The 25141-nt window shown below is 52.2% G+C and carries 26 protein-coding genes; 12 read left to right on the forward strand and 14 right to left on the reverse strand.

Annotated features, from left to right (window positions below; translation table 11 throughout):
* The 12 genes from VMT62_07465 to VMT62_07520 form a co-directional block, all read right to left on the reverse strand.
* Window positions 1-1518 (reverse strand): NAD+ synthase (locus VMT62_07465; protein ID HVN96249.1); only part of this gene is annotated, 1518 nt, incomplete at its 3' end.
* 157 nt (window positions 1519-1675) lie between these two features.
* A complete protein-coding gene (locus VMT62_07470) occupies window positions 1676-2899 on the reverse strand; it encodes a GAF domain-containing protein (protein ID HVN96250.1) in 1224 nt (407 codons plus the stop codon).
* Window positions 2900-3023: 124 nt separating this feature from the next.
* On the reverse strand, window positions 3024-3698 hold the full coding sequence (locus VMT62_07475) for a Crp/Fnr family transcriptional regulator (GenBank protein HVN96251.1): 675 nt from the start codon (window positions 3696-3698) through the stop codon (window positions 3024-3026).
* Window positions 3699-3712: 14 nt separating this feature from the next.
* Window positions 3713-6349, reverse strand: a complete 2637-nt coding sequence (alaS, locus tag VMT62_07480) for an alanine--tRNA ligase (GenBank protein HVN96252.1) — start codon at window positions 6347-6349, stop codon at window positions 3713-3715.
* Entirely contained in the window at window positions 6346-7371 is a 1026-nt protein-coding gene (gene recA, locus VMT62_07485; protein HVN96253.1) for a recombinase RecA, read from the reverse strand. The genes alaS and recA overlap by 4 nt, the downstream gene beginning before the upstream one ends.
* A 17-nt stretch (window positions 7372-7388) precedes the next feature.
* On the reverse strand, window positions 7389-7943 hold the full coding sequence (gene thpR / locus VMT62_07490; GenBank protein HVN96254.1) for an RNA 2',3'-cyclic phosphodiesterase: 555 nt from the start codon (window positions 7941-7943) through the stop codon (window positions 7389-7391).
* Complete coding sequence (locus tag VMT62_07495) at window positions 7940-8419, reverse strand: CinA family protein (GenBank protein HVN96255.1); 480 nt, start codon at window positions 8417-8419, stop codon at window positions 7940-7942. Before VMT62_07495 ends, thpR begins: the two co-directional genes overlap by 4 nt.
* Window positions 8416-8868: a phosphatidylglycerophosphatase A gene (locus VMT62_07500; GenBank protein HVN96256.1), complete on the reverse strand. Its 453-nt coding sequence runs from the start codon at window positions 8866-8868 to the stop codon at window positions 8416-8418. Before VMT62_07500 ends, VMT62_07495 begins: the two co-directional genes overlap by 4 nt.
* A complete protein-coding gene (gene hisI, locus VMT62_07505; protein ID HVN96257.1) occupies window positions 8843-9229 on the reverse strand; it encodes a phosphoribosyl-AMP cyclohydrolase in 387 nt (128 codons plus the stop codon). Before hisI ends, VMT62_07500 begins: the two co-directional genes overlap by 26 nt.
* A 74-nt stretch (window positions 9230-9303) precedes the next feature.
* Window positions 9304-10059, reverse strand: a complete 756-nt coding sequence (hisF, locus tag VMT62_07510; protein HVN96258.1) for an imidazole glycerol phosphate synthase subunit HisF — start codon at window positions 10057-10059, stop codon at window positions 9304-9306.
* Window positions 10049-10756 carry a 1-(5-phosphoribosyl)-5-[(5-phosphoribosylamino)methylideneamino] imidazole-4-carboxamide isomerase gene (locus VMT62_07515; GenBank protein HVN96259.1) on the reverse strand — a complete coding sequence of 236 codons (708 nt, stop codon included), beginning with the start codon at window positions 10754-10756 and terminating at the stop codon, window positions 10049-10051. Before VMT62_07515 ends, hisF begins: the two co-directional genes overlap by 11 nt.
* Complete coding sequence (locus VMT62_07520) at window positions 10753-11283, reverse strand: hypothetical protein (protein ID HVN96260.1); 531 nt, start codon at window positions 11281-11283, stop codon at window positions 10753-10755. The genes VMT62_07515 and VMT62_07520 overlap by 4 nt, the downstream gene beginning before the upstream one ends.
* Window positions 11284-11404: 121 nt before the next feature.
* Here VMT62_07520 and VMT62_07525 point away from each other — a divergent pair, with 121 nt between their 5' ends.
* Window positions 11405-12328, forward strand: a complete 924-nt coding sequence (locus tag VMT62_07525) for a serine hydrolase (protein ID HVN96261.1) — start codon at window positions 11405-11407, stop codon at window positions 12326-12328.
* Entirely contained in the window at window positions 12328-13662 is a 1335-nt protein-coding gene (locus VMT62_07530) for a M48 family metalloprotease (protein HVN96262.1), read from the forward strand. Before VMT62_07525 ends, VMT62_07530 begins: the two co-directional genes overlap by 1 nt.
* A 45-nt stretch (window positions 13663-13707) precedes the next feature.
* On the opposite strand, the gene VMT62_07535 is transcribed toward VMT62_07530, so the two are convergent.
* Together VMT62_07535 and VMT62_07540 are read right to left on the reverse strand one after the other, a co-directional pair.
* Window positions 13708-15312 (reverse strand): aldehyde dehydrogenase family protein, encoded by a 1605-nt coding sequence (locus VMT62_07535; GenBank protein ID HVN96263.1) that lies wholly within the window; start codon window positions 15310-15312, stop codon window positions 13708-13710.
* A gap of 204 nt (window positions 15313-15516) precedes the next feature.
* Window positions 15517-17094 (reverse strand): benzoate-CoA ligase family protein, encoded by a 1578-nt coding sequence (locus tag VMT62_07540; GenBank protein ID HVN96264.1) that lies wholly within the window; start codon window positions 17092-17094, stop codon window positions 15517-15519.
* A gap of 578 nt (window positions 17095-17672) precedes the next feature.
* Between VMT62_07540 and VMT62_07545 the strand changes: the two genes are divergently transcribed.
* From VMT62_07545 to VMT62_07590, 10 genes are all read left to right on the forward strand, one after another.
* Complete coding sequence (locus VMT62_07545) at window positions 17673-18032, forward strand: DRTGG domain-containing protein (protein HVN96265.1); 360 nt, start codon at window positions 17673-17675, stop codon at window positions 18030-18032.
* Between the two features lie 8 nt (window positions 18033-18040).
* The gene (locus VMT62_07550) at window positions 18041-18508 is read left to right on the forward strand and encodes an ATP-binding protein (protein HVN96266.1); all 468 of its coding nucleotides are present in this window, start codon (window positions 18041-18043) and stop codon (window positions 18506-18508) included.
* Window positions 18509-18514: 6 nt separating this feature from the next.
* Complete coding sequence (locus tag VMT62_07555; GenBank protein ID HVN96267.1) at window positions 18515-19867, forward strand: [Fe-Fe] hydrogenase large subunit C-terminal domain-containing protein; 1353 nt, start codon at window positions 18515-18517, stop codon at window positions 19865-19867.
* 71 nt (window positions 19868-19938) lie between these two features.
* On the forward strand, window positions 19939-20277 hold the full coding sequence (locus tag VMT62_07560; protein HVN96268.1) for a DRTGG domain-containing protein: 339 nt from the start codon (window positions 19939-19941) through the stop codon (window positions 20275-20277).
* 6 nt (window positions 20278-20283) lie between these two features.
* Window positions 20284-21015 (forward strand): PHP domain-containing protein, encoded by a 732-nt coding sequence (locus VMT62_07565; protein HVN96269.1) that lies wholly within the window; start codon window positions 20284-20286, stop codon window positions 21013-21015.
* 84 nt (window positions 21016-21099) lie between these two features.
* A complete protein-coding gene (locus VMT62_07570; GenBank protein HVN96270.1) occupies window positions 21100-21630 on the forward strand; it encodes an ATP-binding protein in 531 nt (176 codons plus the stop codon).
* A gap of 37 nt (window positions 21631-21667) precedes the next feature.
* Window positions 21668-22018 (forward strand): hypothetical protein, encoded by a 351-nt coding sequence (locus VMT62_07575; GenBank protein HVN96271.1) that lies wholly within the window; start codon window positions 21668-21670, stop codon window positions 22016-22018.
* A 24-nt stretch (window positions 22019-22042) separates the two neighbouring features.
* Window positions 22043-22501 carry an NAD(P)H-dependent oxidoreductase subunit E gene (locus VMT62_07580; protein HVN96272.1) on the forward strand — a complete coding sequence of 153 codons (459 nt, stop codon included), beginning with the start codon at window positions 22043-22045 and terminating at the stop codon, window positions 22499-22501.
* Window positions 22498-24075: an NADH-quinone oxidoreductase subunit NuoF gene (gene nuoF / locus VMT62_07585; protein ID HVN96273.1), complete on the forward strand. Its 1578-nt coding sequence runs from the start codon at window positions 22498-22500 to the stop codon at window positions 24073-24075. The genes VMT62_07580 and nuoF overlap by 4 nt, the downstream gene beginning before the upstream one ends.
* Window positions 24076-24119: 44 nt before the next feature.
* The coding region (locus VMT62_07590; GenBank protein HVN96274.1) for a [Fe-Fe] hydrogenase large subunit C-terminal domain-containing protein at window positions 24120-25141 on the forward strand (1022 nt) is incomplete at its 3' end.

The following is a 25141-nucleotide window of genomic DNA, read 5'->3' on the forward strand; positions in this document are numbered from 1 at the left end:
TTCCTCGACGTAGCCCTTCAAAATCCGGTCAAGGTGTTCGTAAGGAGGAAGGGAATCGCGATCTTTCTGATTGGGCTTCAACTCGGCTGTGGGTTCCTTTGTAAGTATGCGTTCAGGTATCACAGGGCCCAGGGAATTTCGGTAGAGAGAAAGCCTGTAAACGAGCGTCTTGGGTACATCCTTGATAACAGCAAAACCACCCGCCATGTCCCCATAAAGGGTTGCGTAGCCTACGCTCATTTCAGACTTATTACCCGTGGTCAGCACAAGCCAGCCGAATTTATTTGACAGTGCCATAAGGATGTTTCCGCGAATTCGCGCCTGGATGTTCTCCTCGGTAATGTCATCTTTCAGTCCCGAAAAGAATCCCGCGAGCGTAGAGATGTAGGCCTTGTAGATCTCCTGAATGGATACGGAGAGTAATTCTATTCCGAGATTATGGGTGAGCTTTTCGGCATCCTCGTAAGACTCCCGGGATGTGTATTGAGAAGGCATGAACACAAGGGCAACATTCTGGCTGCCAAGGGCATCTGCAGCAAGGACTGCGACGAGCGCTGAATCAATACCACCCGAAAGGCCGATGACGGCTTTCTTAAAACCGTTCTTAGTCACATAATCGTGAAGCCCAAGTACGAGGGCCTCGTAGACCTCAGCTACAGGGTCTAAGGCCTTGGCTTTCCGGGTAGCGACGGCATCCCTGTTTGCTCTTAACCCCCTGGTTGAGAGCGATACAAGGGGCACCCTCGGGAGTCCCTTGAGGGCGATCTTTCTCTTTCTCCTCTTAAGGGCGCCGACCGGAATATCCATGATGAGCAAATCCTCGGTGAAGGCGCGAGCCCTAGCGACTATAGAACCTTTCTTGTCCATGACAAAACTTTGGCCGTCAAATACAAGTTCGTCCTGTCCGCCCACAAGGTTGACATAGCAGACGTAGACATGGCTTTCTGCTATGCGTTCTCTTACCACATCTTCCCTCAGGGCGATCTTTCCGGAATGATAGGGAGAGGCGTTGATGTTGAACACCAGCCCGGCGCCGTTCGCGGCAAGCGCCCTCACCGGGCCTTGTCTGTGCCATATGTCCTCGCAGATGCTCACCCCGAATATGGCCCCGTTGAGCTGAAAAACACGGGCAGGTCCTGCTGAAGCGAAGTACCTCTTCTCATCGAAGACACCATAATTGGGCAGAATTTGTTTGTGGCAGACGCCCTTTATAGTGCCCCGATGCATGATGGCAGCAGCATCAAAAAGCGCCCCCTTTTGCCTGTCAACAAAACCCACAATAGCCGTTATATCTCCCACCCGCCGCGCCAGATGGTCAAGCGTTTTCAGGTTATCGTCGACAAAACCCGCCTTAAGGAGTAGATCTTCGGGGGGATATCCCGTGAGCGCCAGTTCGGGAAAAGCAACGACATCACAAAGAGCGGCTCGCGCCTCTTCTATAACGTCAATAATCTTGGCGCAATTTCCCGCAAGGTCGCCCACCGTGCTGTTCATCTGGGCTAACGCAATACGCATCATGATTTCACCACCGTAAGCATAAAAAGAAATAAAAAGGGCGCCTCAAACCACCTCTCGCGATTGGGACGCCCCTGTCCTCTCGTGTTTTTGCGCCGCTCTATACCGGCTAAGCACGCACCCTGTTGAGCAGCCGGAATCAACCTTTTCCACACCCGTTTTAAGCCTTCTTCCTCATATCCGAAGCGAGGATAACAGCCTCTGCGATTTCCCTCATGGTCTTTCTCATGTCCATGCTCTTTTTGTGTATTTTTTTGTACGCCTCATCCTCAGTAAGATTCATCTCCCTCATGAGAATGCCCTTGGCCCGCTCAATAATTTTCCTCGACTCCAGGGCCTCCTTGGCGGCGAGGATTTCATGGTTTAAGTTGGTGTTCTCAATAGCAACCGCAGCCTGATTAGCAACGGCCTGCAGGATGTCAACTTCTTCTTTTCTGAAAACATGCTCGCTTTTCGTATAGCTGTTGATCACGCCAATGACCCTGTCTTTGATCATCATGGGAACAGAAAGGAGGGACACCACACCTTCTTTCTTCGCAACATCAGGGTACATGTAGCCAGGCTCCCTGGTCACATTAAGCACCGTAATCGGTTTCTTTTCCGAAACTGCCCGGCCGCTTATGGACTGCCCCACCTTGAGATGGGGTTTGTTGACGTAATCGCTACTCAAGCTCTGAGTGGCGGAGATGACAAGCTCTTCCTTCTTCTCATCAAGGAGCATGATAGAACATATCTTTGAGTCCATGACTTTCGCTGTCATGGCCACGATAAGTTGCAGTATTTCCTTGAGATAGTGATCGGAAACTATGGTCCGTGAAACCTCAGAAAGCAAATCGAGCTGTTTAGCCTTCTTCAAAACATCGTCGTGAATTATGGCGTTGCGTATGGCGCTTCCAAGGTACCTTCCGATAGTATAGAGGAGTTTGATCTGGTCTTCGGGATAGAGATGCTCCTTCTTGTGTTGCAGATTCATGACGCCAACGATCTCGTTTTTGGAAAGGATCGGAACCGAGAGGAGGGCCTCGTATTTATCCTCTTTCAGAAAAGCAAAAGCCTTGAACCTTTTATCTTTGTAAGCCTCCCTGGACAGGGCAACGGGTTTCTTTTCCTTGGCCGCCCATCCGGTCACGCCCTCTCCCATCCTGAGCCGCAAATCTCCGAGGGCCTTTATTTCCGGATCGCTTGAGGCGGTCAGGATGAGCTCGTCATTCTGCTTGTCATAGAGATAGATGAGACACGAGTCCACCTTCACGAAGTTGATGATCGTGTCCACGATGCGTCTCAAAAGCTGATTCAGGCTGAGATCATCACTGAAGTCCTTGGCGATCTCGTGGAGGATCCTGAGTTCCTGTTCTTTGTCGTCCTGCTTTCGACTCTGCGCCACTACCTCAATTCCTCCGTGCTTACCACCGATAAACTAAATCTTATTGTATCCCCTGTTAGTTTGTCAACGAAACAGGTACCTTGCCATAGGTCTCCATGCCGGAAGTTTTGGAGAATGATCTGCTTTAGAATTTCAGGGAACCCGGGTTTAGCGTATACTGGCGACGCATCACGCTGATAAACCCCTTTTTGATAAGCGATGCCAACATCCTTGAAACAGTCTCTCTTGAGCAGCCGCACGAATTGGCGATCTCAATCTGGGTCGGTCCCTTTTCGATAACAATGTAGTCCTTGACCTTCACACCGGACTTTGCCCCGATCTCCAGGAGAAACTTGAGAATCCTACCCTCCACGTTCAGAAAGGCGAGCCAGCGGATTCTCTCGTCGGCAATGCGTAAGCGGCGCGAGAGCACCTTCAAGATTTCTATGGTGATTGTGGGGTTTTCTATGAGGATTTTCAGAAAATCGGGCCTTCTGATGATGAGGAGCTCGGAGCTTTCCATGGCGATAGCATTTGCGGACCGGGGCAGCTCATCGATCAAGGCGAGCTCGCCGAAGAAGCCGTCCTTGTTGATTACATCAAGGATGTATTCTCTCCCCTCTTCATCATAGAGGCAGACCCGCACCTTGCCTTTGAGCACGATAAAAAGGGCGTCTCCGGTTTCACCTTCCTGAAAGATCACCTGATTTCTGTAGTACGAATTTACGAATAGTATGTGTGATATGGTGTCTATCTGATTCTCTTTTAAGGTCGAAAAGAGACTGACATTACGGAGATTGTCGGCATATTTGCGCATCATACCTGTCTCACATATTACCCGTTATCAAAAAGATCGTCAAGGTTTTTTAAAGCTTCTTTTATTTTTCCGGCCGGTAACCCGCCCTGGGCCATATGAGGGCTGCCGCCCCCTTTGCCCCCGTATCGTTCGGCCATGGTTTTCAGTATCTTTCCTGCGTTATGGGTACTCTGGGCGTCTTTGCTCACAGCAACAACAAGAAGCCCCTTATCGTCCTCGCCCGAAGAGGCCGCGATAACTACGCATGCCTTTACCTTACTGCGGACCATATCGGACGCCTTCCTCAAGTCGTCGGCTTTTGCTCCGGCCAGAAACAAGGAAACTATCTTGGCGCCCTTCTTCTGTGGCGCACGCTCGATCGCCTCGTCAATCGCATAGAGCATAATCTCTTCTTTCAGATGGTCGATCTGTTTTTCTTTGGCGTCGAGTTCCTTAAAAAGTCCCTCCACCCTTTCTTCCACGCGCTCGATCTCGGTGTTGGTTCTTTTCGAGACGGCTTTCAGCGTGCCTTCGATCTTCCTCTTGTAGGAAAGCGCCCCGCTGCCGGTCGTGGCCTCAATTCTGCGGACCCCCGAGGCAAGAGAGCTTTCACTAACGATGTACAAACAGCCGATCTCGCCGGTGTTCCTCACATGAGTGCCTCCGCAGAGCTCCTTGCTGAAGTCACCGATGGTAATAACCCGGACCTTCTCCCCGTACTTTTCCTCAAACAGGGCCGTGGCGCCTTCACGGAGCGCCGCGTCGCGGTCTTTTTCATCCACGCTTACGTCGACGCAGTCCATGATTTTTTCGTTGACGATTTCTTCAACGCGGGCAATCTCTCCCTCGGCCATACCCTCAAAATGGGTAAAATCGAATCTGAACCTTTCTTTATCCACAAGGGAACCGGACTGCTTGACGTGATCGCCCAGGACCCTCCGCAGGGCATAGTGGAGAAGGTGTGTGGCCGTGTGGTTTCTCGACACGCCCTTTCTTTTTTCAATATCCACGTTCAGTCGAACGGTATCACCGGTTTTGAAGGTCCCTTTTTCAACAAGGCATTTATGAGAAAAAAGGTCCGCCTTTATCTTTTTCACCTCAAAAACACGCGCCTCTGCCCCGTTTGAAGGCGTGCTCACCAAGCCTTCGTCACCCACCTGGCCGCCGCTTTCAGCGTAAAATGGGGTTTGGCTGAAGAAAAGCTCGCCCTCCTCGCCTGCGCTTATCGCTTGAACGAGCTCTTCTCCGATCAGGATCCTTTCAAGGGTGGCCGTGTCACTCACCAGTTTGTAGCCGGTAAAAAAGCTGGTAATGCCTTCCTTCAGAATATTCAGATGGCCCCGGTCCCACTCCTCGCCCTTTATCTTCGAACCCGTTCTCGATCGGACCTTCTGGTCACGGGAGGCCTCCTCAAAACCCTTCCGGTCAATAGAAAGGTCGTCCTCTTCGGCCATGTCCGTTGTGAGGTCCAGGGGAAATCCATAGGTATCGTAGAGCTTGTAGACGACGTCACCCGGTATGATCTTTTGTCCTTTTTGCTTAAGCGTGTCGGCGAACTCCTCGTAGAGCTTCATGCCCATGGTCAGGGTTTCGACGAACCGCTCCTCCTCGCCTCGAATCACCCGGACGATGTAGGCATGGTTATTCTTTACTTCCGGATAGACCGACTCCATGTTATCGACAACGGTCCTGGACAGGTCATACAGGAACTCCTTTTCAATGCCGAGCTTCTTACCATATCTCAAGGCCCTTCTGATAATGCGCCGGAGCACGTAGCCCCTGCCCTCCTTTGAGGGAAGAACGCCATCGTTAATGATAAAGGTTGCCCCCCGTGCATGATCGGCGATGACCCGCATGGCAGTGTCCGTCTTCTGGTTCTCGCCATAAGCATGACCCGATATGTCTTCGAGTCGTTTGATAATGGGGACGAAGAGGTCGGTGTCGTAATTGCCGATCTTGCCTTGCATAATCGATGTAATCCGTTCGAGCCCCATGCCCGTATCGATGGATGGCTTGGGCAGTTTCTTCATCTGTCCGTCGGCTAACCGGTCAAACTCCATGAACACGAGGTTCCATATCTCGAGATATCTGTCGCAATCACATCCGACCTTACAATCGGGCGTGGCGCACCCAACACCCGGCCCCAGGTCGTAGATGATCTCGGAGCACGGACCGCACGGACCTTCATCACCCATTGACCAAAAATTGTCTTTCTCCCCGAGCCGCACAATCCGGTCTTCGGGAACGCCGAGGTCTCTCCAGATGCGGCCCGCATCGGCGTCATCCTTATAGATGGTTATCCATAGCTTAGCCTTGTCGAGGTTAAGCTCGCTCGTCAGGAACTCCCAGGCATATGCGATGGCCTCTTTTTTGAAATAGTCGCCGAAAGAAAAATTGCCCAACATTTCGAAGAACGTGTGGTGACGCAGCGTCTTTCCGATATTCTCCAGGTCATTATGTTTGCCGCCGGCCCTTACACATTTCTGGCAGGTCGTGGCCCGGGTGTACGGTCTCGTTTCAACCCCGAGAAACAGGTTTTTGAACTGGACCATGCCCGCATTCACGAAAAGCAGGGTGGGATCTTTCTCCGGCAGAAGCGAAGAACTGGGCACTATCGTATGGCCCCTCTGGGCAAAATACTCGAGGAATTTCTTTCTAATCTCTCTTGATGTCACGCCTCACCTTTCTTCATCTCTACCTGCGCGAGAATCTTTTTTTCTATATCTTTCATGATATCGGGGTGCTTGGCGAGAAATTCCTTGGCGTTTTCGCGTCCCTGGCCGATCCTGGAATCACCATAAGAGTACCATGTCCCCGTTCTTTCCATGATGCCCATATCGGTGGCAAGGTCCACAACGTCACCCTCCCGTGATATACCCTGACCAAAGATGATATCAAATTCGACCTCTTTAAAAGGCGGGGCCAGCTTGTTTTTCACGATCTTCACCCGGGTTCTGCTGCCAACGACCTCCTGCCCGTCCTTTATGGATGCGATGCGTCTGATGTCCAGGCGAACAGACGAATAGAACTTCAAGGCGTTACCACCGGTAGTGGTTTCGGGATTTCCGAACATGATCCCGATCTTCTGTCTGATCTGATTGATAAAGATTACGGTAGTCATGGACTTACTGATCGTTGCCGTCAGCTTGCGGAGCGCCTGAGACATGAGCCGGGCCTGCAGCCCCATGTGCGCATCCCCCATTTCGCCTTCAATCTCCGCTCTGGGCACGAGCGCCGCCACAGAGTCCACCACCACGATGTCCACACCTCCGCTTCTCACCAGGATCTCTGTAATGTCAAGGGCCTGTTCTCCTGTGTCCGGTTGCGAGATCAGAAGGTCATCCGTATTGACACCTATGCGTTTGGCATAGGCCACATCGAGTGCGTGTTCCGCATCGATAAAGGAAGCGGCGCCCCCCTGCTTCTGTATTTCCGCAACGACCTGAAGCGCGAGGGTCGTCTTGCCTGAGGCCTCAGGGCCGTAAATCTCAATGACCCGTCCCCTGGGAAGACCGCCGATTCCCAGAGCTATGTCGAGGGCGATAGAGCCTGTGGAGACCACGGGGACCGCTTCAATTGGCTTCTCGCCGAGCTTCATGATAGAGCCTTTGCCGAAGAGCCGCTCGATCTGGGTCACCGCCATGTCTATGGCCTTTGTCTTGTTGCCTTCTTCCCTCTTGCTCGTATCTTCTTTCACGTCGCTGCCTCCCTTTTTCATTCAAGATTCCTTTCAAGTTTAATTATTTGAAGCGGCGTATATGTTGCCCCTTCCCGCGTTAAGGTGCTTCGGTAAAGAACAAGGCTCTCCAAAAAGAACCTTTTTTCTTCTAGAGGAAGCATATCTCTTCTTAATAACGGTGCCGGCACCCTTATTCTTCCCAGGGTAACATGAGGGATAAATGGCCTTTTTTCCTTTTCTATTCCCAGGGTAGAGAGCCGGTTTTCTATATCATGAAATATCGCCTGTGCATTGTCAACCCCTTCTTGAAAAGAAACCACGATGACCCTGGCCCGCTTGAGATCGGGGAAGGCACCGGTCTTATTCAGGCCGACGATAAAAGAGACGTGATTCTTTTCCAGGCCCGCGAGCGCCGCCCCTATTTCCTGTGCCCTGTCCTCTGCGATCTCACCAAAGAACTTGAGCGTTACGTGCTGCCCTTCGGGCTTGACCCATTTTACTTGAGGGATGCTCTTCGACAGGTTCCTGGTGTAGACCGCCAGATACTCTTTTATCTCGGCAGGAAGTTCAAGGGCGAGAAAGGCTCTCACAGGGGCCTGCCTTCGAGGTAATCGAGAAGCATGAGCAGGGCCTCTTCCGAGGCCTGGTATCGGATCTCCTGTCTGCTGCCGGCCAAGGAAAGTTTCTTTGCATATACCCCTTTTTCTGTGGCAAGTCCCATAAATACCGTTCCCACGGGTTTCTCGGGGCTTCCTCCGGAGGGCCCCGCAATGCCGGTTATGGAAAGACCGATATCAACCGCCCCCATCTCGCGCACGCCTCGCGCCATGAACTCGGCTACAATGGCGCTCACTGCGCCGTTCTCGGCGATCACCTCCTGGGGTACGGCAATCAGCCTCGTCTTCGATCTATTGCTGTACGTAACAACGCCCACTTCAAAATAGTCAGAAGCGCCCGGCACACGGGTAAGCCTTTCCGCGACGAGCCCCCCGGTGCAGGACTCGGCGAGCCCCACCGTGAGAGACCCCTTGCTTAAACGTTCACCGATCTTTTCCTCTAACGTCACAGGTACCGTCCAAGCACTGCAAGAATGAGACTCGCAAAGACCCCTGCGATCACATCATCGGCCACTATGCCGGCGCCTCCCTTGACCCGCTCCGCATGCCTTATGGGAAATGGTTTGGCAATATCAAAAAGTCTGAAAAGGGCGAAACCGATGACTGTCCTGAGAAGGGTTATTCTGTGGCCGGCTAGCGTAACCCACATGCCTGCGAGCTCATCGATCACGATGTAGCCGGGGTCGCGGCCCTCGTAGGGATAAAGCTCAACGGATATCATGGAAAAAAGAACGAAAGAGGCCACGAAAAGCATATTGCCAAAGACCGAAGGAAAAAGATAGATGGCAGCCGCAGCGAGCGCCGACGCATATGTGCCCGGCGCCAATGGAAGATATCCCACATATAAGCATGTTACAACGCTCTCAAGGAGCCTAGTGAGCGGTCTTTGTATCCCCATAGACCTCTTTCTCGTTGAATATTTTCTTGCCCACGACTTTCCATCCATTGTTCCAGATACGATAAAAGCAGCTCCAGTATCCCGTATGGCAGGCAGCTACTTTCTGGTCGACTACAATGAGCAGGGCGTCCTCGTCGCAATCCATGCGGACAGACTTGATCTCCTGTGTATGTCCGGACGTTTCTCCCTTGAGCCATATCTTCTTTCTTGACCGCGAATAATAGTGTGCTTTATTGGTTTTGAGGGTGAGGTCAAACGCCTCTTGATTCATGTAGGCCACCATAAGAACATCCTTGGTTGTGAAGTCCTGCACCACGACCGGCACGAGTCCTCGATCATCCCACTTAACATTCTCTTCCATGGATTCTCCTGTAATCATTATTGTTCGTTAAGAACGGATTTTATCTCGTACCCGTAAGACGCCCCGGCTTACGCTTACAGCCTGACGTTGACGCCTCGCTCACGTAAATATCTCTTTGCATCGATGACTGTGAATTCCCGGTAGTGAAAGATCGATGCAGCGAGCACCGCGTCCGCCTTTGCGTCAACCAGGCCCTCATAGAGGTGTTCAAGCGTGCCTACACCACCGGAGGCGATAACCGGTATACGTACGGATTCAGAGATGGTCCTCGTCAACTCGATGTCAAACCCTATCTTGGTGCCGTCCCTATCCATGCTCGTGAGGAGGATCTCCCCGGCGCCGAGCTCTTCCACGCGTCTTGCCCATTGAACGGCATCTACCCCTGTGGGTTTACGCCCCCCATATGTGTAAACTTCAAAGCCCTCTTCTCGGCGCTTGGCATCAATGGCCACGCAGATACACTGGCTTCCAAAGATCTCACTCGATTCCCTGACGAAGGAAGGCCTCTCCACGGCGGCTGTATTGACAGTCACCTTATCTGCCCCGGCGCGCAAGGTCTGACGGATGTCATCGATACTCGTGATGCCTCCGCCCACGGTGAGCGGCATGAAGACCTCGTGGGCGACTCTCTCGACCACATCTATGATGGTTTTTCGCTTCTCATGAGATGCGGTTATGTCGAGGAAACAGAGCTCATCAGCCATCTGTTCCTCATATGCCTTGGCATTTTCCACGGGGTCGCCGGCGTCCTTGAGCTCAAGAAAATTGGTGCCTTTTACCACCCTGCCTTCTTTCACATCGAGACAGGGGATGATCCTTTTAGTCAGCATAGGCGATTGCCTCTTCGATTTTAATCAGGCCCTCGTAGACCGCCTTTCCGAGAATCGTGGCAAAGACCCCCGTATCTTTAAGCCGCTTCACGTCGTCAATCGTCGTCACGCCTCCGGAGGCGATAAGAGGGAGGTCTGTTATGGCCGCGAGCATCTTAAGACCGGCATAGTCGGGACCTGTGAGCATGCCGTCCCGTTCTATGCTTGTACATAAGACGGCCATGACGCCAGTTTGTTTGGCGGCGTCAAGAACTTCCTCAACGTCTCTATTCACGGCCCTCTTCCAGCCTCGAACCATGGGCTTTCCTTGAAAAAGATCAAGTCCGAGAATAATGTTGCCGAAGGCGCCTAAAGCCTTGAAAAACGCGTCATCCTCGAGAGCTCTCGTGCCCACGATGATGCCGTTCAACCCCATATCGCGATAATAATTGATATCCTCGAGCTCTCTCACGCCTCCGCCCACTTCCATGTAACCTGTCACCATTTGTCTTATCTGTTCTATGACCTTATGGTGTACCTTCCGCCCCATCCTCGCCCCGTCAAGATCTATGATATGGAAATCACGGGCACCCCTTTGTATCATCTCTTGGATTTTTTCTACAGGGTTGTCGCTATAGACGGTGACCTTGGTGAAATCGCCTTTCATGAGCCTTACGCTTTTGCCGCCCATGAGGTCCATTGCGAAAAGTGCTTTCATTGCAATATCTCGAGGAGATAATCTGTCCCCGCATCGATCCCTTCCTGAGCAAGTTCATCCATGGTGATCCATCTGGCACCTCTTTTGAGGAACTTGCCAATATTCAGTATGTTCTGCGTCAATGCCTGCTGGTCTTCGTCAAAAACAAATGTTCGCTTCACAACGTTGCTTTCGATAAGATGCATATGGAGACCGATGCTTGCCGGCCCTTCCACGGAGAAATTGCCACCCTGTCTCTCCTGGAATCGGTAAATAAGCACGTTAATGTAAGGCTGCTTCTCTTTGCCCTCTTTAAATCCCACACCGTGCCTCGTCAATGCCTGCTCCAGTTTCGTTTTGACTATCTTCTCCGCATCAGTGTGGATCGTCTTCACGTTGATGAACTTACCGCAGTAAGGACATTTTTCGATTTGGCCCGGCTGTGCCCGCTCTATGACAATCCCCACATCGCCCACAGCGTGGCACACGGGCGCGATAGCGACTAAAATCGCAGCGGCGACTAAAAGGCTGAGACTAACAAGGGACACACCATTAACTGCTCTCTTCACAAAAACCATGCATAATTTTATAAGAAAACTCGCCCAAAAGGAAGGGAAATCGGTAGATATGCTTCAAAACCGGTTGTCAGAAAAGATCAAATAGGTTAGAATGATTACGATGCGTTTTGTTCTGGTCCTATTTTTGCTCTTTCCTTTTACCCTTCACGCGGTCGAGTCAAATGGCCCCATTACGGCACCGTCCTATATTCTCATAGAGAAGGATAGTCTTGAGATCATAGCCGGAAGGGACTATTACAAAAGACTTGCGCCGGCAAGCACAACAAAGGTCCTGACAACGCTTATTGCCCTGGAAAAACTGGAAGGAAACGAGCCCATCACCCCCGATAGGGCGGTCCTCAAAATACCCCGGTCAAAAATGAATCTTGTTCCGGGAAAGCAGTATAAGTCCTGGGATCTTATGAAGGGCGCCATGGTAGAGTCGGCCAACGATGCCGCTTATTCGCTTGCAACGTATGTGGGGGGAACCGAACAAAGGTTTGCAGTCATGATGAACGAGCGGGCGGCACAGCTCGGCGCAACGGACACGCACTTCGAGAATGCCTCGGGACTGCCGGCCGTTGATCAGTACACCACATGTTACGATCTTGCGCTGATTTTCAAAGAGGCTCTCCTGGACAAGAGGTTTATGGAACTGATTACCACGAGATATTTTCTTTTTCAGGACACCCCGCGACGCGTGGAGTATAAGAACCACAATCGACTGCTGTTCTGTTTCGAACCCACTATCGGCGGCAAGACGGGCTATACGAGATCGTCCAAACACAGCTACGTGGGTGCTTTTGAAAAAGACGGGAGGGTTTACATTCTCGCCTTACTCGGAAGCCGCAATCTCTGGGGCGACAGCGTGGAGATACTGAAGAACCTTTACACAGTGCTGCCTACCGACCGGGAATTGCGTCTTGCAAGAGCAGGCTCGCCGAGCCTCGCCTCTTACCGGCCAAAGAGAGGACCCAAGATCCCTGCCATAAAGAAGATCAGAGCGAAGAAGACCAGAAAAGCCAACCGTATCTGATGAAGGTTCCATACAAAACAATATTCACCGCCACGCTGATTCTTTGGTTCGCGTGTTCCTCAGTAGTGCTCGCCATTACCGACGACGAAGAAAGAAAATACGGAAAAGAGATCTATCGGGAGATCGTGCGGTCTGCTCCGGTGAATAACGATCCGTATATCTCGCTATACCTCAATACGATCAAAGAGAAGCTGGAGGCCAAAGCGGCCCTGCCTTTTTCCGTTACGCTCACAATCATCGATGCGCCGATGCTCGATGCGTTCACGACCATGGGCGGGTATGTGTATGTGACCACAGGCCTTATAGCCCTCTGTGACAAAGAGGAGGAATTGGCCGGCGTGCTTGCACATGAGTTTGGTCATATCAAGAAACGGCATGTGGCCAAAATGATGGAAAAGCAGAAATACATCAATATCGGAATGCTCTCCACCATGCTCCTCGGCATGCTTGTCGGCGCGGGTCAGACGCCCGCAGCTGTTATCACCTCAGGCGCAGCCGGCGCCCAGGCCATGTCGCTGCAATTCACCCGTGAAGACGAGGAAGAGGCCGACAGAGAGGGCGCGATCATCGCAGACAAGACCGGATACGGCCCGCTGGGTACCGTTGAATTTCTCAAAAAACTCCGGGCAACGGGAACGGGCGGCGATAAAATGCTTCCCCAATATCTACTCACCCACCCCTATCACGAAGCAAGGATCGTGGCCCTTGAGAGCATATGGGGCGTAAACAGAGTGGTTCCCGATTGGCCGTTCTTTCCTTACCTCGTCGTACGTGCGAACATCCTTCACCGGCCACCGGGTACAAGTATCGACGATATGCTTGCGAACCGCTACCTGAAAGACAAAGACAACCCGGTTAACAACTATGCGGTGAGCCTCATATACGCCCTAAAGGGCGACAGCGAAGCGTCGGTTCGGATCGCGGGAGAGAACGGGTCGGCCTTTAAGAGCCTTTTCCTCGGAGAGATGCTCGTCAATGCCCGGAAGTTCAGGGAAGCCGTTGAGGTGCTGAAAAATGGCACGGATCCGATCGAGCACTTCTTTCTCGCTAAGGCGTATGATGGCTTGGGGATAAACGATGCCGCCATTTCGTCCCTCAAGGGACTTACTACTTACGGGACCATCTTTCCGGAGATATATTACCGGCTCGGTATGCTCTATGGCCGCACCGGTCAGGAGGCGCACGGATACGAGTATCTCGGCAGATACTATTTAGCCACGGGTAATCTCTCCCTCGCGCGGACCAACCTCGAAAAGGCCGTGTCCCGATATGGGATCAACTCTCCCGAGGCGGGCGAACTCATGAAATTGCTCGCCGAGATCAAGAGGAAATAGCCAACCTTTCCATTAAGCGCCACACCGATGAGCCGGGAACGAGACTCAGACCGGGGTTTTCTCTCCGGTTACGTTAAAGAATAGCCCGCTGTCCGGCGCCGTGTTTCGTGTGGTGATGCATAAGGGGGTTGTGAAAGCGAGAAGGGCCTCGGAGATCGAAAGAACGCCTTGAGCCGAATCCTTTCTCCCGGTAAAGGGGAACTCATCGGGCGTTCGTTGGCACTTGCAGTTTATATTTATCCTGCTCACCTGGTGGGACAGGTGGTTGACGAGTGTAGCGAGCGCCTCCGCGTCTCTCCCGAAGACGCTTGCCTGTTGTCCGTAACCGGAGGCGCTCACATACCGCAGCGGTTCTTCGATATCGTCGTAGGGCACAACAGGAATGAGGGGACCGAACTGTTCCTCGTGATAAATCCTCATGTTCTTACTTACCGGATAGAGGATCGCGGGCTCATAGAGGCGAAGATTCCTGTCGGGATGGGAGCCGCGGAGGATTTTTGCTCCCAACCGGGTGGCGTCTTGTACAAGTTGCGTTAAGTATGCTGCCCTGTCCGGTTCGATAAGAGGCGTTATGAATGTGTTCTTTTCCCAGGGCATACCGGATTTGAGCTTTTCCATTTCGTGGCTCATGCCTTTGAGGAAATCCTCGACAATACTTCTGTGCACGAAGAATATCTTTAGCGCAGCGCAGCGCTGGCCGTTAAAGCCGAGCGCCCCCATAACAGATTCCCTGACCGTTACATTGAGATCAGCGTCGTGAAGTATGATGGCAGGGTTCTTGGCCTCGAGACCCAGGATGCTCGTCAATCGCTGTGGCCTCGGATGGAAGCCTTTCAATTGATCGGCTATGTGTTTGGTGCCGATAAAGGCGAGCACATCGACCCGGCCTGATCTGATAAGTGGCGGTATTATCCTCCGGGCCTCCCCGAAGATCAGGTTCACAACTCCGGGCGGAAAGGCATCGCAGAGCGCCTCGAGAAGCGTGGCGAAAATGAGAGACCCGTATCTCGGGGGTTTGAAAATGACCGTGTTTCCGGTGAGGAGCGCTGGAGCGACAAAGGTGAACGTTTCATAAAGGGGATAATTAAAGGGCCCCATACAGAGCGCGACCCCGAGCGGCGCCCGTCTAGTTCTTCCCACGATGCCCTGTTCACAAACTGTTCGGTTCGCCTTACGCTCTTGCCTTCTCAGTGCGGTTATCGTACCCCGGATGTAGGCAACGGTCCGATCGAATTCTTTGATTGCATCATCATAGGTTTTGCCAATCTCCCACATGATGAGCCTTGCGATCTGACTTTTCTTCTGTTTCATGGCGGAAACGAAGGCCTCGACGTGTTCGATCCGTCGCGTAGCGGAAAGAGAGGGCCAGACGCCCTTGCCCTCGTCGAAGGCGTGGCAGGCCGCGTCCAGGGCCTCTAACGCGGTAGTCTCGTTGACAAGAGGATGACTTCCGAGCTTTAGCGGACCGGGGCCTATCGGGCCTTCAACCCATATGGGCGAGAATACTTCCTCTGTCGGCCCGTCCCAGCTCTTGAGTGAGCCGCCGACGAGATATCGTACGTTCACTATGGGATGGGGCAAAACGAACCGTTTGGGAATATCCTTGACGGTTGGAAACAAATATCCGGATTCTTCAGAGCGAGTAGCCAAAGTCTTCCCCTTCAATTATGTGGTGGTACCACAAGTGTTACGAACGGTACGGAAGAGTATCATTATAGAAAAAAACCACCGAAATGTCGATGATAAGATGACACGAAAGAAACACCGATACCGATCGCCCAACCCTTAAGATAAAAATTCAGCCCCTGTTTGGTGACAGGGGCTGATGATTTCATTGGTTTTTTGCGCTAAGGCTTAGCGGAGTTTGAACCTCTGGATCTTACCCGTCGAACTCTTGGGAAGCTCCTTAACAAATTCAACCCAGCGCGGATATTTATACTTGGCCATTTTGTCGAGGACCCACTGCTGTATCTCTTTGGCCAGTTCTTTTGTTCCCTTCTGACCTTCTTTGAGGACCACAAATGCCTTGGGTTTGACGAGACCCTTTTCATCGGCATGACCTACCACGGCCACTTCGTACACGGCGGGATGTTCCATGATACAATTCTCCACTTCAACAGGAGAGACCCAGATACCGCCCACCTTCAGCATGTCGTCGCCGCGACCGGCACACCAGTAGTAGCCATCCTGGTCTTCATAATACTTATCTCCGGTATTGATCCACTCACCCTGCATGGTTGCTCGCGTCTTCTCTCTTTTTCTCCAGTATTGTTGCGCGGCGCTTCCACCTTTTACGAGGAGCATGCCTATTTCTCCCTTGGGAACGTCCCTGCCTTCCTCGTCAACAAGTCTTACCTCGTAACCCGGCACCGGTTTACCGGTGGATCCCGCCCTCACGTCTCCCGGCTGGTTGGAAATGAATATGTGGAGCATCTCCGTGGACCCTATGCCGTCTAAGATTTCGATGCCGAAACGTTTCTTCCAGCGGACCAGTATGTCAGGCGGTAGTGCCTCGCCGGCTGAGGTGCAGATGCGTACCGAGGAGAGTTCATGGTTTCCGTTCGGGTCGGGGGTCGTCCCTTTCTCTTTGTCTTCCTTCTCTTTGTACTCAAGCATTTGACCGTAGAGCGTGGGTATACCGAAGAACACCGTGGGGCGATATTGCTTGAGGTATTCGAAAACGCTTTCGGGCTTCGGCGCCTGTGCGTTGAGGATGACAGATGCCCCAACGGAAAAAGGTAGGTATCCGGAATTACCGAGACCGTAAGCAAAAAAGAGCCGTGCAGCCGAGAACAGGATATCATCTTCAGTGAGCTTAAGCACGTGTTGTCCGAAAGATTCTGAAACGGCCACCATATCATAGTGTGAATGGATGGCGCCCTTGGGGGAACCGGTTGAGCCTGAGCTATAAAGCCAGAAAGCCACGTCATCTCTGGTGGTAAACTCCGTCTTGATGGTCTCGGGTGCGTGCCTGTATTTCTGTTTGAACGGGATAAAGGCGCCCTGTTTCTCATCGATAATGATAAGATCGCGCAGATAACGGAGGTCGCCCGTGATCTTCATAACCAGAGGAACGAGCGGCTCCGAAACCACGAGCACCCGCGCCCGGCTGTCGTTCAGGTAATACTCATAATCTTCAGGGGTGAGCATGGTGTTAACGGGGATCGGTACGGCCCCGATTTTAATGGCACCGTAGAACATGGCATAGAACTGAGGCACGTCGAGCATGAGAATCATGACTCGATCGTCAACGCGAACGCCCAGTTCGCGCAGGCCATTTGCGGTCTTATTGACCATTTTTTGAATGTCATTGTAGGTGTAATTGCGATATTCCGTATACACCGCAACCTTATTGCCGCGGCCCTGGCGGATATTGCGGTCAATAAAGTAATCCGTGGCGTTGAAGAAATCCTGTTGCGTTCCGTGAATCATACTTCCTCCTTCTTGGTTCGTTATTCAGTTTATGCAGCTTCTATTGCAGCATTGGTAAGAGATAAAATCCGGTGCGGCATGTGCGAAGCAGATTCATAATTCCTTACACTTATTTTAGCACAAAACACGGTAAATATTCAAGGGTTTTCGGGTCTTTTGCGTTGATTGCGGTAATAAACGGTGATCGATTCCTCCTGCAAGCCCTATCGCTAAAATTCGCCGGGCGCCATGGTTTGGGGTCCTTACCTGCTTCAAATCGGAATTGACCCTCGCTTCATCATGCGGGGAGGCTACTTCTCCCGATGTCCTCATGAGCCACGCGGTTGGGCTTCGCTTACGTTCTACCCCGTTTTCTCCGGGCGAGACAAACCTTTGACATCGGCTGAGAATTTATCTATACTTTTTCCACAGGTGAATCTCTTCTCTTTCAAAACATATTCGCAGAAATTCGTTCCGAATCCGGGCAAGACAGTAAGGGAGAGGCCAGGGAAATCCTGATATGTTAGGGTGCCCCCGTATGCCCGACCTGATTACCTTAAGGCGAGGCCGACGGCGAAATTAACCAAGCGGATTGAGATATGAAACTGAAAGATATTGCAAAAATCCTCGACGCACAGGTGCTCTGCTGTGCCGATTCTCTTGATCGGGAAGTAAAGGCCTGTTTTGCCTGCGACCTCATCAGCGAAATGCTGCTCTACGTTAACCCCCAATCCCTGCTCATTACGTCGCTCACGAACGCGCATGTCATACACACCGCCCAGGTGATGGACGCAAGCGGCGTGATCTTCGTAGGTGGAAAAAAGCCCGAAGAAGCGGTCATCAAAAGCGGAAAGCTGAATAATGTCCCACTTCTTTCAACTCCTCACCTCATCTATGAATGTTGCGGACGGCTCTTCACAAACGGTATCCGGGGCGACAAGAAGATCCCCGTTGATTAAGCTCTGCCATGGTGGACACGCTGCAATACACACCCCAGATCACTCTGGAATTCCCCATAGGGGAACAGAATTTCTTCATGGCAGGGGAGTCCGCTTCCAAAGTCAAAAAGACGTTGCAGCAGATAGGCCTGAAACAGGATATCATAAAGAAAATAGCTATCATCATTTATGAGGCCGCTATGAATGTGGCGATCCACGCACACCACGGACTGCTCACGGTTCAAATCGACGCGGAAGGCGTGTCCATTCAAACAAGCGATCAGGGAGCAGGGATCCCCGACATCGACCTTGCCATGCAGGAAGGGTATTCGACCGCCCCTTACGAGGTGAGGGAAATGGGTTTTGGGGCCGGCATGGGACTGCCCAATATCAAACAGTGCTCTGACGAACTCACCATCGATTCACGGGTCGGCCAGGGGACCACACTCAAGGCAAAAGTCTATTTCAGCCCCAAAGATCCCGAGAGTTCAGGGTAGGCAGGTATGTCGAAACGTTTTCATTCCGTGACACTCGATGTTGAAAAATGCAAGGGCTGCACGAACTGCATCAAACGTTGTCCCATGGAGGCCATCCGCGTGCACGACGGCAAGGCGACCATCATGGAAGAGCGCTGTATCGACTGCGGGGAATGCATAAGGTTCTGCCCCAACCATGCAAAGATAGCGCTCACCGACACGCTCGAGAGACTCGCCGAATACAAGTACAATATTGCCCTGCCGGCGCCGTCCTTCTTCGCGCAGTTTAAGGACCTGGGCAATGTGGACGATATCCTGAGCGCCCTCGTTCATGTGGGGTTCGACGAAGTCTATGAAGTGGCCCTTGCCGCAGAGATCGTAGCGTTTATTGTGCATCGCCAGCTCGCCGAGAGAAGGGGCAAGCATCCGGTTTTTTCTTCTGCCTGTCCCGCGGTGCTCAGGCTCATGCAGATTAAGTTTCCCGACCTGCTCGAACAGGCGACACACGTTCTCACCCCCATGGAAGTGGCGGCCAGACTTGCCAAAGAAGTGGCGGTCAAAAAGACCGGCATCGCCTATGACGAGATCGGGGCCTTCTTCGTTTCTCCCTGTCCCGCCAAAGTTACAGAGGTCAAACAGCCCATGACCACCAAACATTCGGCCGTGAATGGGGTGATCGGCGTTAATCTCATCTATAAGGACGTGGTCAAGAATCTTGGCAAAGACCCGGAACATAAAGGCGCGAGGCCGTTACAGAAGGCCACCAATCTTGGAATGGCCTGGGGATACGTGACCGGAGAATCGAAAAACATCGATGTGGGCACAACGCTTGCCGTGAGCGGTATCCATAATGTGATCAGCCTTCTCGAGGAGATCGAGCGCGGCGAGTTGAAAGACGTGGATTTCATCGAACTGCAAGCCTGCACCGGCGGATGTGTGGGTGGTCCGTTGAATATCGAGAATCTCTTCGTCGGCAGGGTGAGACTCAGAGAGTTGATCAAGCGCAACGGTACGCCGAAAGAGCCCTATTTCAGCGAAAAGGACCTCTTAAGCATATACGAGCAGGGGCATTTCGAATCAACGGAGCCGATTGTGCCTAAATCGATTATGACACTTGACCAGGATGTGTCGAAGGCCCTGGTTATGATGGAGCGTCTCGATCAAATCACGAACGAGCTGCCGGGACTCGATTGTGGGGCCTGCGGTTCGCCCAGTTGTCGTGCATTCGCCGAGGACATGATTCGAGGCCTGGCCTTCGAGACCGATTGCGCCATCAAACTGAGGGAACGGGTAAAGACGCTGGCGGAACAAATACTTGACCTGGCCAGGATCGTACCGCCGGCCATGGCAGATAATTCAAAAAAACAAGAAAAGAAATAGAAGTCACGAAGATTGACCGAAAGCCCATGCCATTCAAGCGGCAGATCTCAAAAACGCGGAGGAAAGATATCATGACGGTCGCCCAATTAGTCAGTGCCCTTGGCCTTGAAGTGCTCACCGGCAATACCAATATGGAGCGAGAGATACGATCGGGATACACATCGGATTTGCTCTCAGATGTCATAGCCAACATCGGCGATGACGCAGTCTGGATTACCATTCAGAGACACATTAACATCCTCGGCGTGGCGAAATTGAAGGATGTTGCGGCCATCGTTATCCCCCGCGGCCTCGAGCTCGATAAAGACGTCGTAGATAAGGCGCAGGAAGAACATATCGCCATGATCCGGTGCCAGCAATCCGCCTTCGAGATCTCAGGGCTTATCTATAACGCATTAAGGAAGGGTTAGCGGCCCGTGAGGGTATTTTCCTGCGATCTTCATATCCATTCAACGCTTTCCCCATGTGGCAGCCTGGATATGTCCCCGAGAAACATCGTTGAAAAAGCGCGTGAGGTAGGTCTTCACGTCATCGCCATCACCGATCACAACATGACGGAAAATAGCTTCTACGCGCAGAAACTGGGCAAGATGCAGGGTCTCACCGTGCTCTGCGGCATGGAACTTCAGACCCTCGAGGAGATACATCTACTTGCCATTTTTGACACATACGAAGTGGCCTTTGATTTTCAAAAGAAGGTCTACGATCTTTTGCCCGATGTGGAAAACGATGTGGATTTCTACGGTGACCAGATTGTGGTGGACACAGAGAACGAGATTGTCCGGTCCGAGCCGAGGCTCCTTATCAATTCCGCGCAAATATCGATCGATACCGCTGCCAATCTCATTAAATCTATGGGAGGGCTTGCAATCCCTTCGCACATAGACAGCGCTACGTTCAGCATTATAAGTCAGATCGGATTCGTGCCTGAAAATATCCCCTTCGATGCCCTTGAGGTACGTAACCCCGAGGGTGCGCGAGGCCTTTTACCCCTTGTTATGCGAAAGAATATCCCGCTTGTAAGTTTTTCGGACGCCCATTACGTGGCCGACATCGGCCGTAAAAGCATCACGCTTACGATGGATGAGCCCACCTGTCGCGAGATCGCAGGGGCATTAAAGACTTTGGGTGCGCAAAGAAATGAGTGAGAGAAGCCCTATTGTGGATCCTAATACGGCGCACAACGAGCGCTCAATTGCGCGGGGCGTCTCAGGTGAGGGAGCAAGAACCCTATGATGGATGAAATCGCCTCTCATGTAATGGATATCGCGATGAACGCGATAGCGGCAAAAGCCAAACATATAGAGATTTCCATTACGGCCGATCCGAAAAAAGCACTCTTGACCCTCCATTTCAAGGACGATGGAGTGGGCATGGATAGCGATATGATTAAGAAAGTCCAGGATTCCTTCTTTTCAACAAAGACGGGTAAAAAGGTGGGGCTCGGCATTCCCCTGCTCAAGGGCACCGCCGAGACAACCGGGGGGAGTTTTTCTCTGACGAGCGAGGTGGGCCACGGGGTAGACATATGGGCGTCGTTTCGACTCAACCATCCTGATCTGCCACCCATGGGAAAACTCAAGGACACCATTCTCGTCCTCGTTGTGGGGAATCCCGGCATCGATTTTCTGTTCAGTTATGCGGTCAACGAGAAGGCGTTAGTCTTTGATACGGCGGCCATGAGAGCCACTCTCGGAGATGTACCTCTGAACGATCCAGAGGTAGTGAAATTTTTCATTAAATATCTTGACGCGTACCTGTAAATCATAATAGATTAATTCAGCTTATAAGGAGGGGTCGATGAATCTAGAAGAACTCAAGAAAATCAGGGAAAAGGCTCAAAAAGACGTCGAACTGAGACAAAAACAGGCAAGGATAAGGATTGTCGTTGGAATGGGCACGAGCGGCATCGCCGCCGGCGCGCGAGACGTGCTCAAGACGTTTATTGAGGAAGTCAGCCGGAGGAACTTAGGCGATGTGATCGTAACGCAGACGGGCGAGAAAGGCCTTGCCTCCCAGGAACCCATGGTTGAGGTCTTTGAGGAAGGCAAACCCCCGGTGGTTTACGGTAACATGAATGTTGAGAAAACCAAACGTGTGGTAGCGGAACACGTGGTGAACGGTAACCCCGTGTCTGAATTTGCAATCTAAATACGGTAAAGGAGGTCGCCTGCCGTGGACAAAGAGGCAATCCTAAGAAAGTTCAAACCAACCCCGGACAATATCCTTTACATCCTCCATGATCTCCAGGATAACAACCCCCTGCATTATCTCGACAAAAGTGATATAATTTCATGCGCAGATTACTTGAATGTACCTTACAGCTACGTGCACAGCGTTGCAAGCTTCTATACCATGTTCAGTTTAAAACCGAGGGGACGAAACATTATACGTCTCTGCGATTCTCCCCCGTGCCATCTCATGGGATCAAAGTCGCTTCTTGATTACTTGAAGGGGGCGCTCAAGGTAAATATCGGAGAAACCACTAACGACGGCGCGTTCACCCTGGAAACCACAAGCTGTCTTGGGGTTTGCGGCGTGGCACCGGCGATGATGCTTAACGACGAGATGTTCGGCAATCTTACACCGGAGAAGGTCGATTCCATCCTGGGAAAGAGGAGAAAAGAACTATGAATCTCGTAAGAAATCACGTGTTGATAAGTATCGATGCGGGGACCATCATGGCGGGCGCCCGCGCTGTGGAAAAGGCCCTGGTTGATGAAATTGCGAAACAGGGGTTATCGGATGAGATTGCCGTACTCGAAACGGGAAGTATCGGGGTGACCGGCCAGGGGGTCGTGATCGTCGTATATCCCGAGGGCGTCTATTACGGCAAAGTCACCGTTGAAGACGTACCCCAGCTTGTGGAGGAGCATCTTCTCAAGGGTCGCCAGTTGAAGAGGCTTCTTCTCACCGAGCTGCCGAAACAGCATGTGGTCAGAAAAGAAAAGGCAGGGCTTCTCAAAGAACAGCCCCGCATTGTTCTGAGAAATAGCGGTATTATCAATCCTGAGAGTATCGACGAATATATCGCCAATGAAGGTTATGCGGCGATCGCAAAGGCCTTTGTCTTGAAGCCGGAGGGCGTCATCGACGAGATCAAGAAATCCGGTCTTGTAGGCCGCGGCGGTGCGGCCTTCACCACGGGCATGAAATGGGATTTTGCCCGCAAGGCACAGGGCACGATCAAGTATATTATCTGCAACGCCGACGAAGGCGAACCGGGGACCTTCAAGGACCGGCTCATTCTGGAAGGCGATCCCCACAAGCTCATCGAGGGCATGATCATCGCCGGCTATGCTGTGGGGGCGAGCAAGGGTTTTGTCTACATACGGGGCGAATACTCGCTCTCTATCGAACGTCTGGAAAAGGCCATCGCACAGGCCCGCGAGTATGGACTGCTCGGCGACAATATCTTAGAGAGCGGCTTCGGATTCGATATAACGGTCATGAAAGGCGCCGGCGCTTATGTCTGCGGCGAAGAAACGGCGCTCATTGAGTCTCTGGAAGGAAAGAGGGGACACCCAAGGAACAAGCCGCCCTATCCGGTCACGGAAGGTCTCTGGAACAAACCGACCGTGGTGAACAACGTGGAAACTCTCGGCAATGTGCCGGAAATTATAGAGCACGGAGCGTCCTGGTTTCGTGGCTACGGAACCGATAAATGCCCCGGCACCAAAGTTTTTACCATCATCGGCAATGTGGCAACACCCGGCCTCATCGAGGCGGAAATGGGAACCACCCTGCGCGATATCATCTATGAATATGCCGGAGGCATCAAAGACGGAAAACAATTCAAAGGCGCTTTGATCGGCGGCGCTGCGGGCGCCTTTCTCGGGCCCGAGATGCTCGATGTTCGGATGGACTTCGTGAACCTGAAGGAGTACGCGGCAGTTCTCGGCTCCGGGGCGATCCTCGTCATGGATGAGGGGGCAGATATCGTAGACATGCTTGAGAGCGTGCTTCACTTCTTCAAACATGAATCATGCGGACACTGCGCGCCCTGCAGACTGGGCACGGCCCAGCTCGTAAAAATCATTGAGCGCGTGGCAAAGTCAAAAGGAGCCAAAGAGGACATCGGGAAGCTCGTCAAAATTTCTGAAGTTATGCGTGACGCATCCTTCTGTCCGTTGGGCCAGTCTTTGTATTTGCCTATTTCCAGTTCTCTGAAATATTTCGGTGACGAGATTTACGCGCGGGTTGGATAGAGGGCTTGAAGGCAGACCATTTCGAGGGAGGTTATTAAACGACGATGATAAAAGCCAAGATAAATAATGTGGATGTGGAGGTTCCTGAAGGGACGAGTATACTCTTCGCGGCGCGCAAAGCCGGATTCAATGTCCCCACATTGTGCCATCATCCCGATCTCACGCCCGGGGGACAATGCGGAATCTGTGTGGTTGAAATCGAAGGGATACCCGGACTCAAGCGGTCGTGCATGACGCCGCTCGGCGAAGGTTTCAAGGTCCATACGCATACGCCGAGGGTAATGGCCACGCGCAAACAGCTCGTGGAGCTCATCCTCTCCAATCACGACACAGATTGTCTGACCTGCATAAAAAACAACAACTGCGAATTGCAGACCCTCTCGGCAACGCTCGGTATCAATGCGGTGGAATACGCCAAGCTCGAAGAGAAGATGCCCATCGACAGGACAAGCGTCTCCATCGTGAGAGACCCTAACAAGTGCATCCTCTGCGGGCGATGCACACAGGTGTGCTCCAACATCCAGACCGTAAATGCCCTTGCCGTAAACCACAGGGGGGCCGACACCTTTCTGTCCACCGCCTTTGACGCGGGTCTCGGAAACAGCGTCTGCATCAACTGCGGGCAATGCGTGGTACACTGCCCGGTCGGCGCTCTCTATGAAAACAGCCAGGTGGAGAAGGTCTGGGAGGCCCTCCACGATCCGGATAAATTTGTGGTAGTTCAGGAAGCCCCGGCGGTGCGGGTCATGCTCGGAGAGGAATTCGGCATGGCGCCGGGATCGCTCGTGAGCGGCAAGATGCACGCAGCATTGCGCAGGCTCAACTTCGACGCGGTCCTTGATACAAACTTTGCCGCTGACCTGACCATCATGGAAGAGGGCACGGAACTGCTCTCACGACTTAAATCGGGAAAGAACCTGCCACTCATTACGTCCTGCAGTCCGGGATGGATAAAATTTATGGAGACGTTTTTCCACAACATGATCCCCCATATGTCCACGGCCAAGTCGCCCCAACAGATGTTCGGTGCGCTGGCGAAGACTTACTATGCCGAGGTCAAAGGCAT

This window comes from Syntrophorhabdaceae bacterium, from assembly GCA_035541755.1.
Lineage (GTDB): Bacteria > Desulfobacterota > Syntrophorhabdia > Syntrophorhabdales > Syntrophorhabdaceae > PNOF01.